The organism is Pseudomonas sp. NPDC089996 (assembly GCF_044748405.1).
Classification (GTDB): Bacteria; Pseudomonadota; Gammaproteobacteria; order Pseudomonadales; family Pseudomonadaceae; genus Aquipseudomonas.
Map to the genome: position 1 here is coordinate 370,201 of NZ_JBIVGA010000005.1, position 16,657 is coordinate 386,857.

Below are 16,657 nucleotides of genomic sequence, written 5' to 3' on the forward strand. Positions count from 1 at the left end.
TCAGCGCTCCTGGGCGGCATCGAAGCCGTAGTCGTCACGGGCCTGTTCGGCACTGATGTAGCCATAGCGCAGGTCACGCTCGACCTGCTGGCGGTCGCGCTGACGCGGGTCGCCGTATCCACCGCCACCGGGCAGGCGCAGCACCAGGCGGCGCTCGGCCGGCACGAACTGCTGGCCCTTGCCGCGCAGCAAGGTGCCATCGTCCAGGCCGACGAAACCTTCGGCGCCCTGCAGGCCGCCGGCCAGCCCGCGGGCCGGGTACTGGATGCGGTCGAACATGGCACTGAAGCGGAAGCTGTAACCCTCGGCTGCCGAGACTTCGATTTCCTGGCCCAGCCCGCCGCGCAGCTGGCCGGCACCGCCGGAGCCTTCACGCAGCTCCTTGCGCCAGACCACCACGGGGCCCGCATGCTCGGTGGCCTCCACCGGCATCGTGTGCACGCCGCTTGGGAAGGCGGTGGCACTGAGGCCATCCATCGCCGAGCGTGCGCCCATGCCGCCGCTGTTGAACATCAGCATTTCGGCGTTGCGGCCGTTCGGATTGGTTTCCAACGGACGCACGCTCAGGTGCAGGTTCCACAGGGCGCTGGCACCTTCCGCCGGTACCTTGCCCGGCAGGCATTTGTGCAGCGCGCCGAGTACCAGGTCGGGCACGAAATGGCCAAGGACATGGCGCACCGACACCGGTGCCGGGTGCTTGGCGTTGAGGATGCAGCCTTCCGGCGCAGTGACTTCGAACGGTGCCAGCGATGCAGTGTTGTTGGGGATCTCCGGCGCGACGATGCACTTGAGGCCATAACAGGCATAGGCCTTGGCGTACCCCAGCGGCACGTTGATGCCGAACTGGCTCATGCCCGAGGTGCCGGTGAAATCGCTCTTGATGCCGTCCGGTCCGACCGTGAGGGTTACCGCCAAGGTCACCGGCACGTCGTAACCGTCGAGGGTCATGCTGTTGCTGTAGGTGCCATGAGGCAGCGACTTGAAGCATTCCAGCGTAGCGCGGCGGCTGTGCTCGAGGATGAAGCCGCCGATGTGGTCGAGGTCGTCCAGCTGAAACTCCTCGAGCATGTCGAGCAGGCGCTTGTGGCCCGTTTCGTTGCACGCCGACAGCGCATAGAAGTCACCCACCACCCGGTCGTTCTCGCGCACGTTGTTGCGCAGGATGTTGATCAGGTCACGGTTGACCTTGCCGCGCTCGAACAGCTTCATGATCGGGATGAACAGCCCTTCCTCGTACACCTCGCGGGCATCCGGGCCGAAACCGCGGCCGCCGATGTCGACCACGTGGGCGGTACTGGCGAAGTAGCCGATCAGCTTGCCCTTGTAGAAGGACGGCGAAACGATGGTGATGTCGTGCAGGTGGCCAGTCCCCTTCCACGGGTCGTTGGTCACGTACACATCGCCTTCGAAGATGTTGTCTTCGCCGATGTCGTTGATGAAGTGCACCACCGCCTCGGCCATGGTGTTGACGTGGCCCGGCGTGCCGGTCACCGCCTGGGCGAGCATGTTGCCGGCGCGGTCGAACACGCCGGCAGACAGGTCGCCGGCCTCGCGCACGCTGGTGGAGAAGGCGGTGCGGATCAGGGTCAGCGCCTGCTCTTCGACCACGGAGACCAGGCGGTTCCACATCACCTGCATTTGAATGTCGATCAAGGTATCGCTCATTGTTCTGGCTTCCGAATCAGGCGTTAGCGGCGCACGACCAGCAGGCAGCCGTCTGGCTGGACCGTGGCGGTGAAGTTGGAGGTGACGAAGGTCGAAGTCTCGCGCTCGACGATGATGGCCGGGCCATCGACGCGGGCACCGACCTGCAGCTCTTCGCGCGGGTGGATGGCCGTCTCGACGAAACCACCGGCGGCCACATCGAACACCTGGCGGCGGGCGACCTCATGGGCACGGTAAGCGGCGCCCACCTCTTCGATGCGCTCGACTGGTGGCAGCGGCGAACTGGCCTTGACCGACCAGCTGACGATCTCGATGTCCGGGCCTTCGATGGGGCGGCCGAAGAAGCGCGTGTAGGCCTCTTCGAACAGCGCCTTGAACTGCGCAGTATCTGCTGCGCTGAACGCCTTGAACGGCAGCGCCACGGGGATTTCCCAACCCTGGCCGACGTAGCGCATGAATGCCGTGCAGTCCATTTCCGGCTCGCCCTCCGGCATGCCCTGGCGCAGGAAGCCCAGCGATTCGGCTTTCATTTCCGCGATCAGGCCATTGATGGCAACTGCATCGAATTCGGACAGGCGCACGAAAGAACTGCGTACCGCTTCGTAGCCAAAGGGTGCACGCAGGAAGCCGATGGCCGAACCCACGCCGGCACCGGCCGGGACGATGAACCGGGCCACGCCCATTTTCTCGCACAGGCGGGCGGCATGCAGCGGCCCGCCGCCACCGAAGGTAATCATGGTGTAGTCGGCGATGTCCTTGCCGCTTTCCACCGCATGCACGCGGCCGGCATTGGCCATGTTCTCGTCGACCACTTCACAGACGCCGAAGGCTGCGGTTTCAGGCGTCATTCCCAATGGCTGGGCAATCACCCGCGCCATGGCGTTACCCGCGTCCAAGGTGGACAGGCGCAGGGCACCACCGGCGAAATTGTCGGCATCCAGGCGGCCGAGCAACAGGTTGGCGTCGGTAATGGTCGGCTCCTTGCCGCCGCGGCCGTAGCAGGCCGGGCCAGGTTCGGACGCCGCGCTGTGCGGGCCGACGCGGATCTGGCGCATGCTGTCGATGCTGGCGATGGAGCCCCCACCGGCACCGATCTCGACCATTTCCACCACCGGGATGGAAATCGGCATGCCACTGCCCTTCTTGAAGCGGTAGGTACGCGCCACTTCGAAGGTCTTGGCGGTTTTCGGCACCTGGTCTTCGATCAGGCAGATTTTCGCCGTGGTGCCGCCCATGTCGAACGACAGCACGTTCTCGAGCGCATAACGGCGGGCGATGTCGGCGGCGAAAATCGCCCCGCCGGCAGGCCCCGACTCGACCAGGCGCACCGGGAACTCGGCCGCGCTCTGTACCGAGATGATGCCGCCACCCGAATGAATCATGAAGACCGGGCAATCGGCGCCTTCCTTTTCAAGCGTGACCACCAGGCGGTCCAGGTAGGACTTGATCAATGGCTTGACGTAGGCGTTGGCACACACGGTATTGAAGCGTTCGAACTCGCGCATCTGCGGCGAGACTTCGCTGGAGATCGAGATCGACACGTGCGGCAGGCGCGCCTGAAGAGCATCGCGGAGATGCCGCTCGTGGGCGCCATTGACGTAGCTGTGCAGGAATCCGATGGCGACGCTCTCGTAGTTGCCTTCGGCAATGCGCTCGATCAGCGCATCGATCTCGGCCTGCTGCGGGGCGATCAGCACCTGCCCTTTGACGTCCAGGCGTTCGCGCAGGGTGTAGCGGTGTTCACGGTCGATCAGCGGCGGCGGCAGGGCGATGTTGATGTCGTACTGTTCGAAGCGGTTTTCAGTGCGCATCTCCAGGGTGTCACGAAAACCCTCGGTGGTGATGAAGGCGGTGCGCGCGCCACGGCGCTCGATCAGGGCGTTGGTGGCCAGGGTGGTGCCGTGGATCAGCTGGTCGATATCCGAAAGCTTGAGGCCGGCCTGCTCCACCACCTGGCGCACGCCGGTGAGGATGGCCCGCTCGGGCAGCTCGTAGTCGGTCAGGATCTTGGTCGAATGCAGCACGCCGTCCACGTCCAGCGCGATATCGGTGAAGGTGCCGCCTATGTCCACGCCGACCCGGCATGATGTCGCAGTCATCGTCATATCCCCTGCAATGCTTTGTAGTTGTACCGATCCGCTGAAGCGGTCTTCATGTAAGTTATATGTTGTCTTACAGGTGGTCAAGCACCTATTCATTGAAAATCTGCGCCGGCCTCTTCGCGGGCTTGCCCGCTCCCACAGGCCCCCACATTCCCTGAGGAATGCATGATTTCTGTGGGAGCGGGCAAGCCCGCGAAGAGGCCGCCACAGTCAAAGCAGCTGCCGGATCAGGCGCCGGTCTTGACCATCCGCCCGCCGCCCACCGCCTGTGCCGTGGGGAATACCTCCAGGCGCGACACATCCACCTGCCGCGGCATCTTCAGCGCCGCCAGCAACAGCGCGGCGATATCCTCCGGCTGGATCGATTCATAGCCGTCATACAGCTCGCTGCCCGCCGCCTGCATGCCCATGGCGGCCTTGTAGAGCTGAGTCTGCACTCGCCCCGGGGCGATCTCGGTGACCCGCACGCCACTGCCCAGCAAGTCGCAGCGCAGGGCATCGCAGAACAGGCTTACCCCGGCCTTGGAGGCGCCATACACCGCCGCCCCCGGGTGCGGCGCGCGGCCTGCGCTGGAGCCGATGAAGAACAGGTGCCCCCTGCCCCGCCCGACCATGCCCGGCAACACCTGGCGCGCCAGGTGCAGGGGCGCCTTGAGGTTGATGTCGATCATGTTGTCGATCTCGGCCTCGTCGATGTCCTGGAAAGCCGCCCGTGTAGACAGAATCCCGGCATTGTTGACCAGTACATCCACTGTCTGCCCTTCGAGCGCCGCGCTCAACGACCGATAGTCGCGGACATCGACCTGCAAGGTGCTGACACCCGGCTCACGCGCCAGCTCCGCCAGCCCTTCCTGGCTACGGCCAACGGCAATCACCTGCAACCCGGCATCGCGCAGCGCCAGCACGATGGCCTTGCCGATACCACTGGTAGCCCCGGTCACCAGCGCGCGCTGATAGCCCTCGGGAAATGCGACTTCAGGCATAGATATAACCTCCGCTGACGATAACGTTCTCGCCGGTGGCGTAGCTGTTGCGGCTACTGCCCATCATCACGATCCATTCGGCGATTTCCGCAGGCTCGGCGGCACGGCCCAGCGGGTTGGCGGCAGCCAGTTCGCCAAGGAAGCCCAACTGCCTGGCACGCTCGGTGGCAAAACCGGCTGGCGCTACCGAGTTGACCAGGATCTGGTCCTTGGCACAGGCCTGGGCAAAGGACTTGGTCAGGCTCACTACCGCCGCCTTGGTAGCTGCATAGTGGGCGTTCTGCGGGTGCGCCTTGAAGGCGTCTACCGAGGTCACGTTGACGATGCGCCCGGTCACCGCTGGCGCGGCGACGTACTGCTGCATGTGGCGCACGGCGGCGACCATCATGTGGTAGGTGCCCTTGATGTTGACGGCGTTCTCCAGGTCCCACTCTTCGTCGGTGATCTCGAAGATGTCCTGGCGTGGGTAGATCGCTGCGCTGTTGACCAGGCAATGCACCCGGCCCAGGGCACTGACGATTTCGCCGAAGGCGGCATGGGCAGTGTCCCTGCGGGCGATGTCGCCGACCGCGATGGCCACCTCCACGCCCTGGCTGCGCAGCCCCTCGGCAGCTTGTACCAGCAATTGCTCGTTACGGTCGATCAGGCCGATCTTGCCGGCGCCACGCTTGACCATCAGGCGGGCTGTTTCCAGGCCCAGACCCGAGGCACCACCTACGATCACAACAGTTTGATTGTCCACACAACACCTCCGCGATTGAGTCTTTACGTAAGATGCCTGTTGTCTTACATTTGGTCAAACATCAAATCGCCGACAGGTCCTGCCATGCCCGCCTCCAGCCACTCGCACATTGCCTCGCCCGATGCCCGTGACCGCCTGCTGGAAGCGGCCAGCAACCTGTTTGCCAACCATGGCTACCAGGCTATCGGTCTGCGGGACCTGGCCAGCCACCTGGGGCTGCGCGCCGGCTCGCTGTATCACCATATCGAGAGCAAGCAAGGCCTGTTGTTCGAGCTGATCGAGTCGAGCCTGACCGACCTGCTGTATGAAACCCGACAATGCCTCAAGGGGGCCCGCTCCACCAGTGAGCGTTTGCCGTGTTTCGTCCAGGCGTTCGTCACCTACAGCCAGGCCCACCCGGACAAGCTGATCCTGCTGACACGCGAAGCAGTGAACCTGAGCGAGGAACAGGCACTCCAGGTGGAACGGTTGAAAAACGCCTACACCGGCCTGCTCAGCGAGATCGTCGTTGCCGAATGCGGTTTGTGCGGGCCGGCCTCCGCGCCGCGTGCCCGATCGATTGCCCAGGCGGTGCTCAGCCTGCTATGCGGGCAAGCACACTGGGGCACCATTGCTGCAGCGCGGGAGCAGATGGTGGCCTTCGTGCAGGGCATCGTGTGCACGGGCAAGGTAAGTGAAGTGCGTTAGATCCGCTCGGCATGCCCATCCAGCTGGGCCAGCCAGTACGCCACATCCACTTCATCGATCTGCTCGCTACGCAGGAACCGGCGGGCGTACTCCAGGTACACGCCGCTGGTGAGGAACAGCCGCAGCAGCTGCCCGTCGATGTGGTTGTCGCGGGCCATGAAGACCAGGATCTTCACCGACTCGGACAACGTCTTCGCTGCTTTGTAAGGGCGGTCGGCCGCAGTCAGCGCCTCGAAGATATCGGCAATGGCCATCACCCGCTCGGCGATGCTCAGGTCGTCCCTGCCCAACCGCCGTGGGTAGCCGTTGCCATCCATCCGCTCGTGGTGGTTGCCGGCGATGTCCGGCACCCGCCGCAGCTGGCGCGGGAACGGCAGCGCCGTGAGCATGATGATGGTCTGCACGATGTGCTCGTTGATCTTGAAGCGTTCCTCATCGTTCAACGTGCCCCGGCGAATCGACAGGTTGTACAGCTCGCCATGGTCGCTGGCATTGGCCGGCAGGCGCATGTCGAAGCCCCAGACGTTGCGCGGATCGTCCTTGGCCACCGGCGGCTTGCGCGGCCCCCAAGGCACCTGGTGATCGGGGCGGTCAGCCAGTAGCGGCTCGTCCACCGGCAAGGGCGCAGGCGCGGCACCGGCATGGCGCTGCTCCTCATCGCGGGAAATGCCCAGGCGGTTGTCGAAATGCCGCCGCCAACGGCGCTGGCCGATGCGCTGCAGGCGCTCGACGTCCGCATCCTGCATGAACTCGCCGCCGATATTGGCCTTGGCGACGAAGGCGAATTCATCCTGCAGTGCGCTGCGGCACTGCTCCAGCGTGCGCTGCAACTGCGGTTTGTCCTCACCCGCCGCCAGGCCTTGCCAGTAGGCCAGCTCGGCATCGCGCCAGAGCACCTCGAAACGCATGCGGACTTCATGGATGCGGTTGTACAGGGTCTCCAGCTTGGTTGCCTTGTCCACCACGTATTCGGGGCTGGTGACCTTGCCGCAGTCATGCAGCCAGGCGGCAATGCGGAACTCGTAGCGCTCGGCCTCGGTCATGCTGAAATCGGCACAGGGGCCGCTGTCGGCCTGGATGGCCTTGTCCAGCAGCATCTGCGCCAGTTGCGGCACGCGCTCGCAATGGCCGCCGGTGTAAGGGCTCTTGGCATCGATGGCGTCGGCCAGCAGCTTGATCATCGCGTCCAGCAGGCGTTGCTGGGCTTCGACCAGCTGGCGCGTCTCGATGGCCACGGCGGCGGCGCCGGACAGTTCTTCGACGAACCGGCAGAACGGTTCGCCCACTTCACTGGCTGTACGCTGCGTTTCCAGCACGAGAATGCCCAGCAGTTCATGCCCACGGTCGTTGAGCACCACCGCAAGGCTGCGCCCGCCCAGCGCCAGCGCCTGGATGACGGCTCCCGCCAGGTCGCCATGATCGGCCTCGGCCAGCGCCAGCGCCTCGGGGTAGCCCGTGCCTCGACAGGACGCAGCCAGACGCAGATGAGCATGCTGGTCATCGAGCAGGTACACCGCCCCTGCGCTGACTCCGGCGGCTTCCACCAGGTGCGTCAGCACGCCGTCGAGCATGCGCTCCAGCTGGGTCTCGCGGCTGAGTGTCAGGGTAATGGCCTGGAAACTGTGAATGGTGCCGGACATGCGGCTTAGCACGCGGCTCAGCTCACGCACTTCGGATACCCGCGAGGCCACACCCACTTTGCGACCGAAATCGAAGTCGGCCAGGCCACGCACTTGCTCGGCCAGCTGGTGCAGCGGCCGGCCGATGCGCCGCCCGAGCAAACCGCCGAGCAGCAGGAGCACGGCCATCAAGCCGGCCGTCCACAGCAGTTGCTCGAACAGCACCTTGCGTGCCCCCGCCAGCAGTTCATGGGCCGGCACCGCGATCAGCACCTGCAGGCGCTGCCCGGCCAGGTTGGTCAGTGGGACGCGCATGCCAAACCACTTGGCACCCTCGACCTGATAGAGCTGCGGCCGCGTGCCCTGAGGCAGGTTGCTGTAGACCTGCTGCAAGCTGGGCACACCCAGTTCGGCGATCCGCGACAGGCGCACGGTATCGCCCTCATGGATGATGACCCGCTGCAGGTCCGGGTACGCCACCACGTTGCCCTGCTCATCGACCACGGCGATTTCGGTGCCGGGCGTCATGCGCAGGTCGCGGGTTTCGCTGGCCAGGTCGTCGACCGAGACATCCATGCCGAGCACCGCTGCGCCGTCGACGCTACGTTGGGCCATGGTCATGCCGATCTCGCGGGTAGTGAAAAACACATAAGGGTGGGTCAGGACCGTACCGGGTTGCGAGGAGGCGTCGACGAACCACGGGCGCGGGCGTGGATCATAGTGATAGTCCGGCATGGCCTGGGCGTTGAGCAGGGTCAGGGCCTTGTCATAAAAGCGCCATTCGCCGCGCATCGAGCCGCCCTCGCCCACGCTGACGCTTTGCACCAGAAAACGGCTACCCGCTGGCGCGGCAAAGCGCGCCAGCAACTGCGGGTCGCGCAAACGACGCACCAGCAGGAACTCGCCGTTGGGGTAACCGATGTAGGCGGCGCTGAGCATTTTGTTGGCATTCAGGCTTTCGACCAGTTGCGGCAAGCGCTCCAGGCGCTGCTGCAGGTTGTTGGCAGCCGGGTTGAAGGCCAGCAGGCGGATACTGCTCTGGGCGGGGTCGACCAGGCGCCGGGCACGCTCATCGATGGTCTTGCCGACTTGCTGGGCAGCATCGCCAGCGGCGGCCACCAGGGCCTGGCTGATGCCGCGATAGCCCTGCCAGGCCAGGCCGGCGCCGAGTAGCAGCATGCCAAGCATGATGGCCAGGGCTATCAGCCATTGCAGGGAGATTCCATGGCCGGATCTGTTCAAGGATGCACTCTCCCTGAACGCTCGATACACACCCTGTTCGCCCACAGGCGACCTGCCGACTCGGCAGCACGACCCAGCAACACGCAGACCATCCGCGGCATTCCTTATGTGGCGACTTCAACAGTGTAATCAGTCGAGACAAACATGCCCGTCGGAGGCAGAACGCTGGCGGCTAGGCATGCCAGATAGTGGCACGGAGACATTACCTAATTCAATCATCGGCCATGCCCGGTTCAGCTTTTTTGTAGGTGCGGCCTTGCCGGGGCGCAGGACCGGTCGGAAAGGGCTGCGCAGCGGCTCCGGCAAGCGTGAATGAAGATGGAAAATCTGAAGCTGTTCCTTACAACAAGCTTCGTATAAATCCACTTGAAATTAGAGCTCACGAACTTTGGAACCAATTATTATCCAACAAAGATAATCCCCAGTTTTGGTAACTTTTCCTACGGCATTTTAGGAATCTGAAAGTTTCACGACGAATTGATTCCTCGCTAATGTTTTCGCTTCAGCTTAATTGCAAAGGCTGGCTCAAATTACCAATCAGCATTACAGCGAGCGCGGCCAGCTGTTAGACGAGGGCATTCCATGACCATCACTCAAGACATTGTCAATGCAGTCGCCGAAGTCGACTTCCTCCTGAGCCCCTGCAAAGCCTGCCAGCGCCAGGGTCTGCCCATCCTCCCCCTGCGCCACGCCGTGGTCCCCGATACCCGACCCGGCAGCGACCCCGTCACGCAAACCCGCATGGGCCTGCGCACCTTGCGCAGCGGCTACCTCTACGTGCTGCTCGACCAGCGCATCTGGCATGCCTACGAAGTCACTGCTCAAGGTCACCTGCGTCGCTTCGATCCCTACGAACCTAATCCAGGGCCGCCACCGTCCCTGCCCGAGTACTGCGTGCATGAGGACCATGACATCCCGTCGTCCTTCCTCAACATCGACACCGACACTTACGGCTCGGCCTGGCTGGCGTTTTCCAGCGATCCCTGGCCGGTCAGCGTGCTGCAGGCCTACAAAAGCGGCCGGGGCCCCGCGCACCGCTTCGAGGGCCTGGACCTGGTTCAGGCGCGCAAAAATCCGGAGCTGCTGGGCCTGGCCATGACCCCAGACAATCTCCAGGTCGACCGCCAAGTGTTCGAATACGCCCAGCAACTGAACGGCCCGTTCGACAGCGCCCATGGTTTTCACAGCCGCTTCCTGCGCAAGACCGCCCTGCGCGGGTACCTGACCAACGCCATCGCCCAGCACAAGCTGGAGAACGGTATGCTCGCGGTGGTGATCAACGACACGGTCGGCCTGATCCAGGAATACAACCACCAGCGCCTGAACTGGGTGGTCAAACGCCAGGCCTGGCGCGAGGACCCGCTGCGTGCCTACCAGCTGCAGACCTCGCAGATTCTGCAGATCATCCGCGCTACCCAGCGCGAGTGGGCGGCGCAGGAAGTGCCGACGGTCGAGCCACAGATCAGAGACAGGCTACCGGTGTTCAACGATCCCGAGGTGGTACGACAGCGTGTGGTCGAGAAGCGTCGGCTTAAAAGTGATGAGAACTTGGAGGAGCGCTATGACGAATCCCGGCGCGCGGCGTTCCAAGCGGAGTATGAACAAGAGGAAGCCCGCTTCCAGGGCTTCATCGACCGGCATGCCAGCACCTCTGCGAGAGCGCTGCCTTCGCCCTCATCGAGCGGCACGACTACGACGGCCGGGACCGTGAATCGGGTATCGCCTACAGCAAGACCATGGCTGCCTGCCTCACCGGTGGCATCACCGAAGCGCCTTCCACCCACTCCGAACCAACCCAGCCAGCGCCCGGCACCAGCGAAGCGCTGTGGCTGAAGTGGCTGCAAAAACCTGACAGTCCACCGTACCGCGCGTTGATGCTGCGCGACGGCCCTCTGATGGCAGCGCTGCTGCCAAGTTTCTCGGCGAACGAGCTGACCAACTGGAACGACAGCGAAAAGCTCTACAACGCGTTGAGCAAGCTGATCGCCAGTGATGACATCGGCTTCAAGATGCGTGATTCGGTGAAGCAAGCTATCACCGAACTGCAGGGCTCGGTCAACGCCGCCAGCCAGCGCCTGCAAACGCTGCTCGATCCTGGCATCCAGCAGGCCGTGCGGCATCTGAACAGTGCCAGTCAGCGGGTCTACAACGGCGTGCATCTCATCGAATTACAGGTGCAGATGAAGCTAGGCGAGTACTACGCCCTGCAGAGCGCGCACCTGCGTGAACTGCAGAACAGCGCCAGTGAAAAACTGGCCAATGCACTAAGAGGCGCTTGGATTGTCTTAGGCGTGGTGATATCAATGATGACCCTGCACTTCACTATCGGTTATTTCAGCCACTTCCCGCTCAAGCTGAATTCAGCAGGACTAGAAGAGTTCTTTTGGTATATTTTCTTTCACGCCTGTATCTTCTGCTTCCTCACCCCTTACATCCGAACGGATCTTGGCTTCCCCAAAAACGAACCCATCCGTTTCAACAGGCAACGCCGCAAGGTCTATTTCTATCAGTACAGATTCAACCTCCTAAACCCATTCGGCAAAAAGAACTGGGGCGTGATACCCGTAGCGTACGACTGGGATGACCTCACCCTCGAGGCTTACCGAATTTATGCTCCCGGTTACGGTGGGCTCAAGGAAGAAGTGAAGATCTCGATCTGCAAACCTGGCACCAACGAAGTAATCGATCGCGTGTTCTTTACCGACGACATAGAGGAAGGCGAGCAATACTGGGCCATCGTCAGGCTTTTCATGCAAAGGCCCCGAAGCAATTCCCGATTTCCTCCATCCCTCCAGTAACAAGGACGAGAATCAGACTCCGAACGGTGACGAACAAATAGTTTTCCGTAACCCGTTCGACCACCTGGCCCCCGAAGTCAATTGGCCAGCCGAAATGGACCTGGAATCCCGCACCGCTCCCGCTCAAACCGAGCAATCGTGAAACCACAGGATCAGGCGGTATCGCTTGGCCTCGGAGCTTGCACCCGGTAAAATCCCCGCCGGGTGCTAGCTGCAAGGTGCAGTGAAGCAGGTTAAATGAACAACGCCGGTCGGGCCGCCTGCGGGAGTTCTTGCGCCTATGCAAAAAACACATCTGTCCCCTGCCCAGCGCCTGGCCCAACGGGCCTTCGCCAATTTCGAGCGTTTCCTGCACATCGAAGCCGTCAGCGGCATCGTCCTGCTGATCACCGCCGTTGCTGCCCTGATCTGGGCGAATTCGCCCGCTGCCGCCAGCTACGACGCCCTGTGGCACACCCCGGTAGGCTTCACCCTCGGCTCGCTGAGCTATTCGCAATCCCTGCACTTCTGGATCAACGATGGCCTGATGACCATCTTCTTCCTGGTGGTGGGCATGGAGATCCGTCGCGAAATCCATGAAGGCGCCTTGTCCAGCCTGCGCCAGGCCACGCTGCCCATGGCCGCCGCGGTGGGTGGTGTCGCCGTCCCTGCACTGATCTACCTGGCCTTCGGCCATGCCCCGGCCGAGCAGCAAGGCTGGGCGGTGCCCACCGCCACCGACATCGCCTTCGCGGTCGGCGTGCTGGCCCTGCTGGGCAAGTCGATCCCGTCGAACATCCGCGTGTTCCTGCTGGCGCTGGCGATCATCGATGACATCATCGCCGTGCTGATCATCGCCATCTTCTACTCTGGCGGCCTCGACTACAGTGGCTTTGGTGTGGCCGCCGTCGGCCTGCTGCTGGTTATCGGCCTGCAGAAGATCGGCGTCGGATCGGCCTGGGCCTATGTCATCCCAGGCGCCATCACCTGGGTCGGCATGCTGATGACCGGTGCCCACCCGACCCTGGCCGGCGTGGTGCTCGGCCTGATGACTCCGGTAGTTGCCATGCCCTTGGGCGAGCGCCCAGTGGATGCGATCTCGCGCTTCACCAATGACTTGCTGGGGCGCGCCAAAACGCCTGAATCGGATACCGGTGAACTGATCGACCCCCTCAAGCGCCTGCGCCTGGCCCAGCGTGAACTGGTAGCCCCGGTCACCCGCGTGGGCGGCGCCCTGCACCCTTGGGTGGCCTACGCGATCATGCCGCTGTTCGCCCTGGCCAACGCCGGTGTGGGCCTGTCGGGCATCGACCTGTCGGCCGAGGGGCCGCACTGGGTGATGACTGCCGTCGCCGTCGCACTGGTGGCCGGCAAGCCACTGGGCATCATCGGCGTCAGCTGGCTGATGGTGCGCGTGGGCTGGTGCAGCCTGCCGGCCCAGGTCAACTGGCGCGGCATCACCCTGATCGGCCTGCTGGCCGGCATCGGCTTCACCATGTCGATCTTCATTGCCAACCTGGCCTATAGCGACCCGGCAGCGCTGGGCGCCGCGAAACTCGGCGTGCTGTCAGGTTCGGTGATCGCGGCCGTGCTGGGCCTCGCGTGGGGCGTCACCGGCCTGCGCAAAGGCGCCAACAAAGCGCCCGCAGAAGTAGCCTGAAGCCAGCCGGGGCCTGCGGGCCCCGGCATTTTTCTGTATACAAAAATTTCAAACTTTGATTACATGCATGGCTGTGCGCCTACGACACCGGCAAACGTCGCTGCGTATTGCGCCAGGCACAAGCCATGCAAGCTCCTCTGCAAAACACCCCCAAGACCCTCCTGGTCAAGAACGCCGCGCTGTTGGTCACCATGGACGGCGAACGCCGCGAGATCAGAGGCGGCGGCCTGTACATCGAAGACAATGTGATCAAGCAGGTCGGCCCCAGCGATACGCTGCCGCAACAGGCCGACGTAGTCCTGGACATGGCCGGCAAGGTGGTCATCCCCGGCCTGGTCAACACCCACCACCACATGTACCAGAGCCTCACCCGGGTAGTGCCGGCGGCCCAGGACGGTGAGCTGTTCAATTGGCTGACCAACCTGTACCCGATCTGGGCGCGACTGACCCCGGAAATGATCTCGGTTTCGACCCAGACGGCCATGGCCGAGCTGATCCTCTCGGGCTGCACCACCTCCAGTGACCACCTGTACATCTACCCCAACGGCTGCAAGCTCGACGACAGCATCCATGCCGCCGGCGAGATCGGCATGCGCTTCCATGCCGCCCGCGGCAGCATGAGCGTGGGCCGTAGCCAGGGTGGCCTGCCGCCAGATTCGGTGGTGGAGAAGGAAAGCGACATCCTCAAGGAGTCGCAGCGCCTGATCGAGGACTACCACGATGCCAGCCACGGTTCGATGCTGCGCGTGGTGGTGGCGCCCTGCTCGCCGTTCTCGGTGAGCCGTGACCTGATGCGCGAAGCCGCGGTACTGGCACGCAACTACGGTGTGTCGCTGCACACCCACCTGGCCGAAAACGTCAACGACATCGCCTACAGCCGCGAAAAGTTCGGCATGACCCCGGCCGAATATGCCGAAGACCTCGGCTGGGTCGGCCACGACGTCTGGCACGCCCACTGCGTGCAGCTCGACCAGCACGGCATCGAGCTGTTCGCCCGCACCGGCACCGGCGTTGCCCACTGCCCTTGCTCGAACATGCGCCTGGCCTCGGGTATCGCGCCCATTCGCAAGATGCGCGACCACGGTGTACCGGTGGGCCTGGGTGTCGACGGCTCGGCCTCCAACGACGGTGCCAGCATGATCGGCGAAGTGCGCCAGGCGTTGCTGCTGCAGCGCGTGGGCTTTGGCCCGGACGCGATGACCGCCCGCGAAGCCCTGGAAATCGCCACCCTGGGCGGCGCCAAAGTGCTTAACCGCAACGACATCGGCGCCCTGGCGCCGGGCATGATCGCCGACTTCGTCGCCTTCGACCTGGGCCATGTGGCCTACGCCGGCGCCCTGCACGACCCCTTGGCGGCCCTGGTGTTCTGCACCCCGACCCACGTCGATACCAGCGTGATCAATGGCCGGGTGGTGGTGCAGGATGGCCGCATCACCACCATCGATCTGCCGCGGGTACTGGAACGCCACAACCAGCTGGCCTACCAGCTCGTCAGCGGCGAATGACCTGAACCACCCCAGCCGCCGTGCTCGCAAGAGCGCGGCGCGCCCGGCTGCGGCCCTGTAATACCTGTTCTACCGAAATGCGACTGAATCCGTGCAGTTAGACGCGTAACAATAACAAAAGCGAGCTACTCACCATGACATCTACCGCTACACCTCGTCCTGAAGACGAGAACCTCGGTATTGGCGCCAACTTCGCCTACGGGCTGCAGCATGTGCTGACCATGTATGGCGGCATGATCGCCGTGCCGCTGATCATCGGCCAGGCCGCCGGCCTGTCGCCGGCCGATGTCGGCATGCTGATTGCCGCCTCCCTGTTCGCCGGGGGCCTGGCCACCTTGCTGCAGACCCTTGGCGTGCCCTTCTTCGGCTGCCGCCTGCCCCTGGTCCAGGGCGTGTCCTTCGCCAGCGTGGCGACCATGGTGGCGATCATTGGCAATGATGGCACCAACGGCCTGCAGGTGGTGATGGGTGCCGTGATCGTCTCATCACTGATCGGCCTACTGATCACCCCGCTGTTCTCACGCATCATCAAGTTCTTCCCACCGCTGGTGACTGGCATCGTCATCACCACCATCGGCCTGACCCTGATGCCGGTGGCCGCGCGTTGGGCCATGGGCGGCAACAGCCAGGCCGCCGACTTCGGCAGCGTGGCCAATATCAGCCTGGCCGCGTTCACCCTGGCCTGCGTGTTGTTGCTGAGCAAGCTGGGCAGCGCCAGCCTGTCGCGGTTGTCGATCCTGCTGGCGATGGTGATAGGTACGCTGGTGGCGATGGCCTTCGGCATGGCCGACTTCTCCCGAGCGCTGGATGGCCCTTCGGTGGCGCTGCCCGAGGTGCTGCATTTCACCCCCGAGTTCCAGCTGGCAGCGATCCTGTCGATGCTGATCGTCATCGTGGTGACCATGGTCGAAACCTCGGCAGACATCCTGGCGGTGGGCGAAATCATCGGCACCGACGTCGATGCCCGGCGCCTGGGCAACGGCCTGCGCGCCGACATGATTTCCAGCGCCCTGGCGCCGCTGTTCGGCTCTTTCACCCAGAGCGCCTTCGCGCAGAACGTCGGCCTGGTGGCGGTGACCGGGGTCAAGAGCCGCTATGTGGTGGCCAGCGCCGGCCTGATCCTGGTCACCCTCGGGCTGCTGCCGGTGATGGGCCGGCTGGTGGCGGCGGTGCCGACCGCCGTGCTCGGCGGCGCCGGCGTGGTGCTGTTCGGCACCGTCGCAGCCAGCGGCATCCGCACCCTGGCCCAGGTGGACTACCGCAACAACATGAACCTGATCATCGTTGCCACGTCGATCGGCTTCGGCATGATCCCGATCGCTGCACCGGGCTTCTACCACCACTTCCCGAGCTGGTTCGAGACCATCTTCCACTCTGGCATCAGCTCGTCGGCGATCATGGCGATTCTGCTCAACCTGTTGTTCAACCACCTGCGCGCCGGCAACTCCGACCAGCAGTCGGTATTTGTCGCTGCCAGCGAGCGTACCTTGCGCTACCGGGATGTGGCCTGGTTGAATGAAGGCGACTTCTACCGCGATGGCAAGCTGTTCGACTGCGACGGCAAGGAAGTGCCGATCGTCGAAACCGACGATGACCATGGGCATGCCGTTGCCCCTCCCAGACGACAGGTTGAGCACGCGCACTGACCGACGACATGAACAAATCTTCATGTTGG

Annotated in this window: 11 protein-coding genes; 6 read left to right on the forward strand and 5 right to left on the reverse strand. The window is 63.7% G+C overall.

Annotated elements, in window-relative coordinates; all coding sequences use genetic code 11:
* The 4 genes from ACIPW4_RS11760 to ACIPW4_RS11775 form a co-directional block, all read right to left on the reverse strand.
* On the reverse strand, positions 1-1,665 hold the full coding sequence (locus ACIPW4_RS11760) for a hydantoinase B/oxoprolinase family protein (RefSeq protein WP_400657921.1): 1,665 nt from the start codon (positions 1,663-1,665) through the stop codon (positions 1-3).
* Positions 1,666-1,688: 23 nt separating this feature from the next.
* Positions 1,689-3,764 (reverse strand): hydantoinase/oxoprolinase family protein, encoded by a 2,076-nt coding sequence (locus ACIPW4_RS11765; protein ID WP_400657923.1) that lies wholly within the window; start codon positions 3,762-3,764, stop codon positions 1,689-1,691.
* 230 nt (positions 3,765-3,994) lie between these two features.
* Positions 3,995-4,750, reverse strand: a complete 756-nt coding sequence (locus ACIPW4_RS11770; RefSeq protein ID WP_400657925.1) for an SDR family oxidoreductase — start codon at positions 4,748-4,750, stop codon at positions 3,995-3,997.
* Entirely contained in the window at positions 4,743-5,492 is a 750-nt protein-coding gene (locus ACIPW4_RS11775; RefSeq protein ID WP_400657927.1) for an SDR family NAD(P)-dependent oxidoreductase, read from the reverse strand. Before ACIPW4_RS11775 ends, ACIPW4_RS11770 begins: the two co-directional genes overlap by 8 nt.
* 84 nt (positions 5,493-5,576) lie before the next feature.
* Here ACIPW4_RS11775 and ACIPW4_RS11780 point away from each other — a divergent pair, with 84 nt between their 5' ends.
* Positions 5,577-6,179 (forward strand): TetR/AcrR family transcriptional regulator, encoded by a 603-nt coding sequence (locus ACIPW4_RS11780; protein ID WP_400657929.1) that lies wholly within the window; start codon positions 5,577-5,579, stop codon positions 6,177-6,179.
* On the opposite strand, the gene ACIPW4_RS11785 is transcribed toward ACIPW4_RS11780, so the two are convergent.
* Positions 6,176-8,986: an HD domain-containing phosphohydrolase gene (locus tag ACIPW4_RS11785; protein WP_400657970.1), complete on the reverse strand. Its 2,811-nt coding sequence runs from the start codon at positions 8,984-8,986 to the stop codon at positions 6,176-6,178. The two genes, ACIPW4_RS11780 and ACIPW4_RS11785, sit on opposite strands and share 4 nt — an antisense overlap.
* 636 nt (positions 8,987-9,622) lie before the next feature.
* On the opposite strand from ACIPW4_RS11785, the gene ACIPW4_RS11790 reads away from it, so the two are divergent.
* From ACIPW4_RS11790 to ACIPW4_RS11810, 5 genes are all read left to right on the forward strand, one after another.
* Positions 9,623-10,873: a T6SS effector BTH_I2691 family protein gene (locus tag ACIPW4_RS11790; protein ID WP_400657930.1), complete on the forward strand. Its 1,251-nt coding sequence runs from the start codon at positions 9,623-9,625 to the stop codon at positions 10,871-10,873.
* Entirely contained in the window at positions 10,777-11,838 is a 1,062-nt protein-coding gene (locus ACIPW4_RS11795) for a DUF6708 domain-containing protein (protein WP_400657931.1), read from the forward strand. Before ACIPW4_RS11790 ends, ACIPW4_RS11795 begins: the two co-directional genes overlap by 97 nt.
* Positions 11,839-12,118: 280 nt before the next feature.
* A complete protein-coding gene (gene nhaA, locus ACIPW4_RS11800) occupies positions 12,119-13,477 on the forward strand; it encodes a Na+/H+ antiporter NhaA (RefSeq protein WP_400657932.1) in 1,359 nt (452 codons plus the stop codon).
* 125 nt (positions 13,478-13,602) lie between these two features.
* Positions 13,603-14,982: an 8-oxoguanine deaminase gene (locus ACIPW4_RS11805; protein ID WP_400657934.1), complete on the forward strand. Its 1,380-nt coding sequence runs from the start codon at positions 13,603-13,605 to the stop codon at positions 14,980-14,982.
* Between the two features lie 134 nt (positions 14,983-15,116).
* Positions 15,117-16,628: a nucleobase:cation symporter-2 family protein gene (locus tag ACIPW4_RS11810; RefSeq protein WP_400657936.1), complete on the forward strand. Its 1,512-nt coding sequence runs from the start codon at positions 15,117-15,119 to the stop codon at positions 16,626-16,628.
* The last annotated feature ends 29 nt before the right edge of the window (positions 16,629-16,657 follow it).

Excerpts from the sequence above, each read along its gene's own strand:
- ACIPW4_RS11760 (WP_400657921.1), bottom strand. The coding sequence starts at position 1,665 with ATGAGCGATACCTTGATCGACATTCAAATGCAGGTGATGTGGAACCGC.
- ACIPW4_RS11765 (WP_400657923.1), bottom strand. The coding sequence starts at position 3,764 with ATGACTGCGACATCATGCCGGGTCGGCGTGGACATAGGCGGCACCTTC.
- ACIPW4_RS11770 (WP_400657925.1), bottom strand. The coding sequence starts at position 4,750 with ATGCCTGAAGTCGCATTTCCCGAGGGCTATCAGCGCGCGCTGGTGACC.
- ACIPW4_RS11780 (WP_400657929.1), top strand. The coding sequence starts at position 5,577 with ATGCCCGCCTCCAGCCACTCGCACATTGCCTCGCCCGATGCCCGTGAC.
- ACIPW4_RS11785 (WP_400657970.1), bottom strand. The coding sequence starts at position 8,986 with ATGCTTGGCATGCTGCTACTCGGCGCCGGCCTGGCCTGGCAGGGCTAT.
- ACIPW4_RS11790 (WP_400657930.1), top strand. The coding sequence starts at position 9,623 with ATGACCATCACTCAAGACATTGTCAATGCAGTCGCCGAAGTCGACTTC.
- ACIPW4_RS11795 (WP_400657931.1), top strand. The coding sequence starts at position 10,777 with ATGGCTGCCTGCCTCACCGGTGGCATCACCGAAGCGCCTTCCACCCAC.
- nhaA (WP_400657932.1), top strand. The coding sequence starts at position 12,119 with ATGCAAAAAACACATCTGTCCCCTGCCCAGCGCCTGGCCCAACGGGCC.
- ACIPW4_RS11805 (WP_400657934.1), top strand. The coding sequence starts at position 13,603 with ATGCAAGCTCCTCTGCAAAACACCCCCAAGACCCTCCTGGTCAAGAAC.
- ACIPW4_RS11810 (WP_400657936.1), top strand. The coding sequence starts at position 15,117 with ATGACATCTACCGCTACACCTCGTCCTGAAGACGAGAACCTCGGTATT.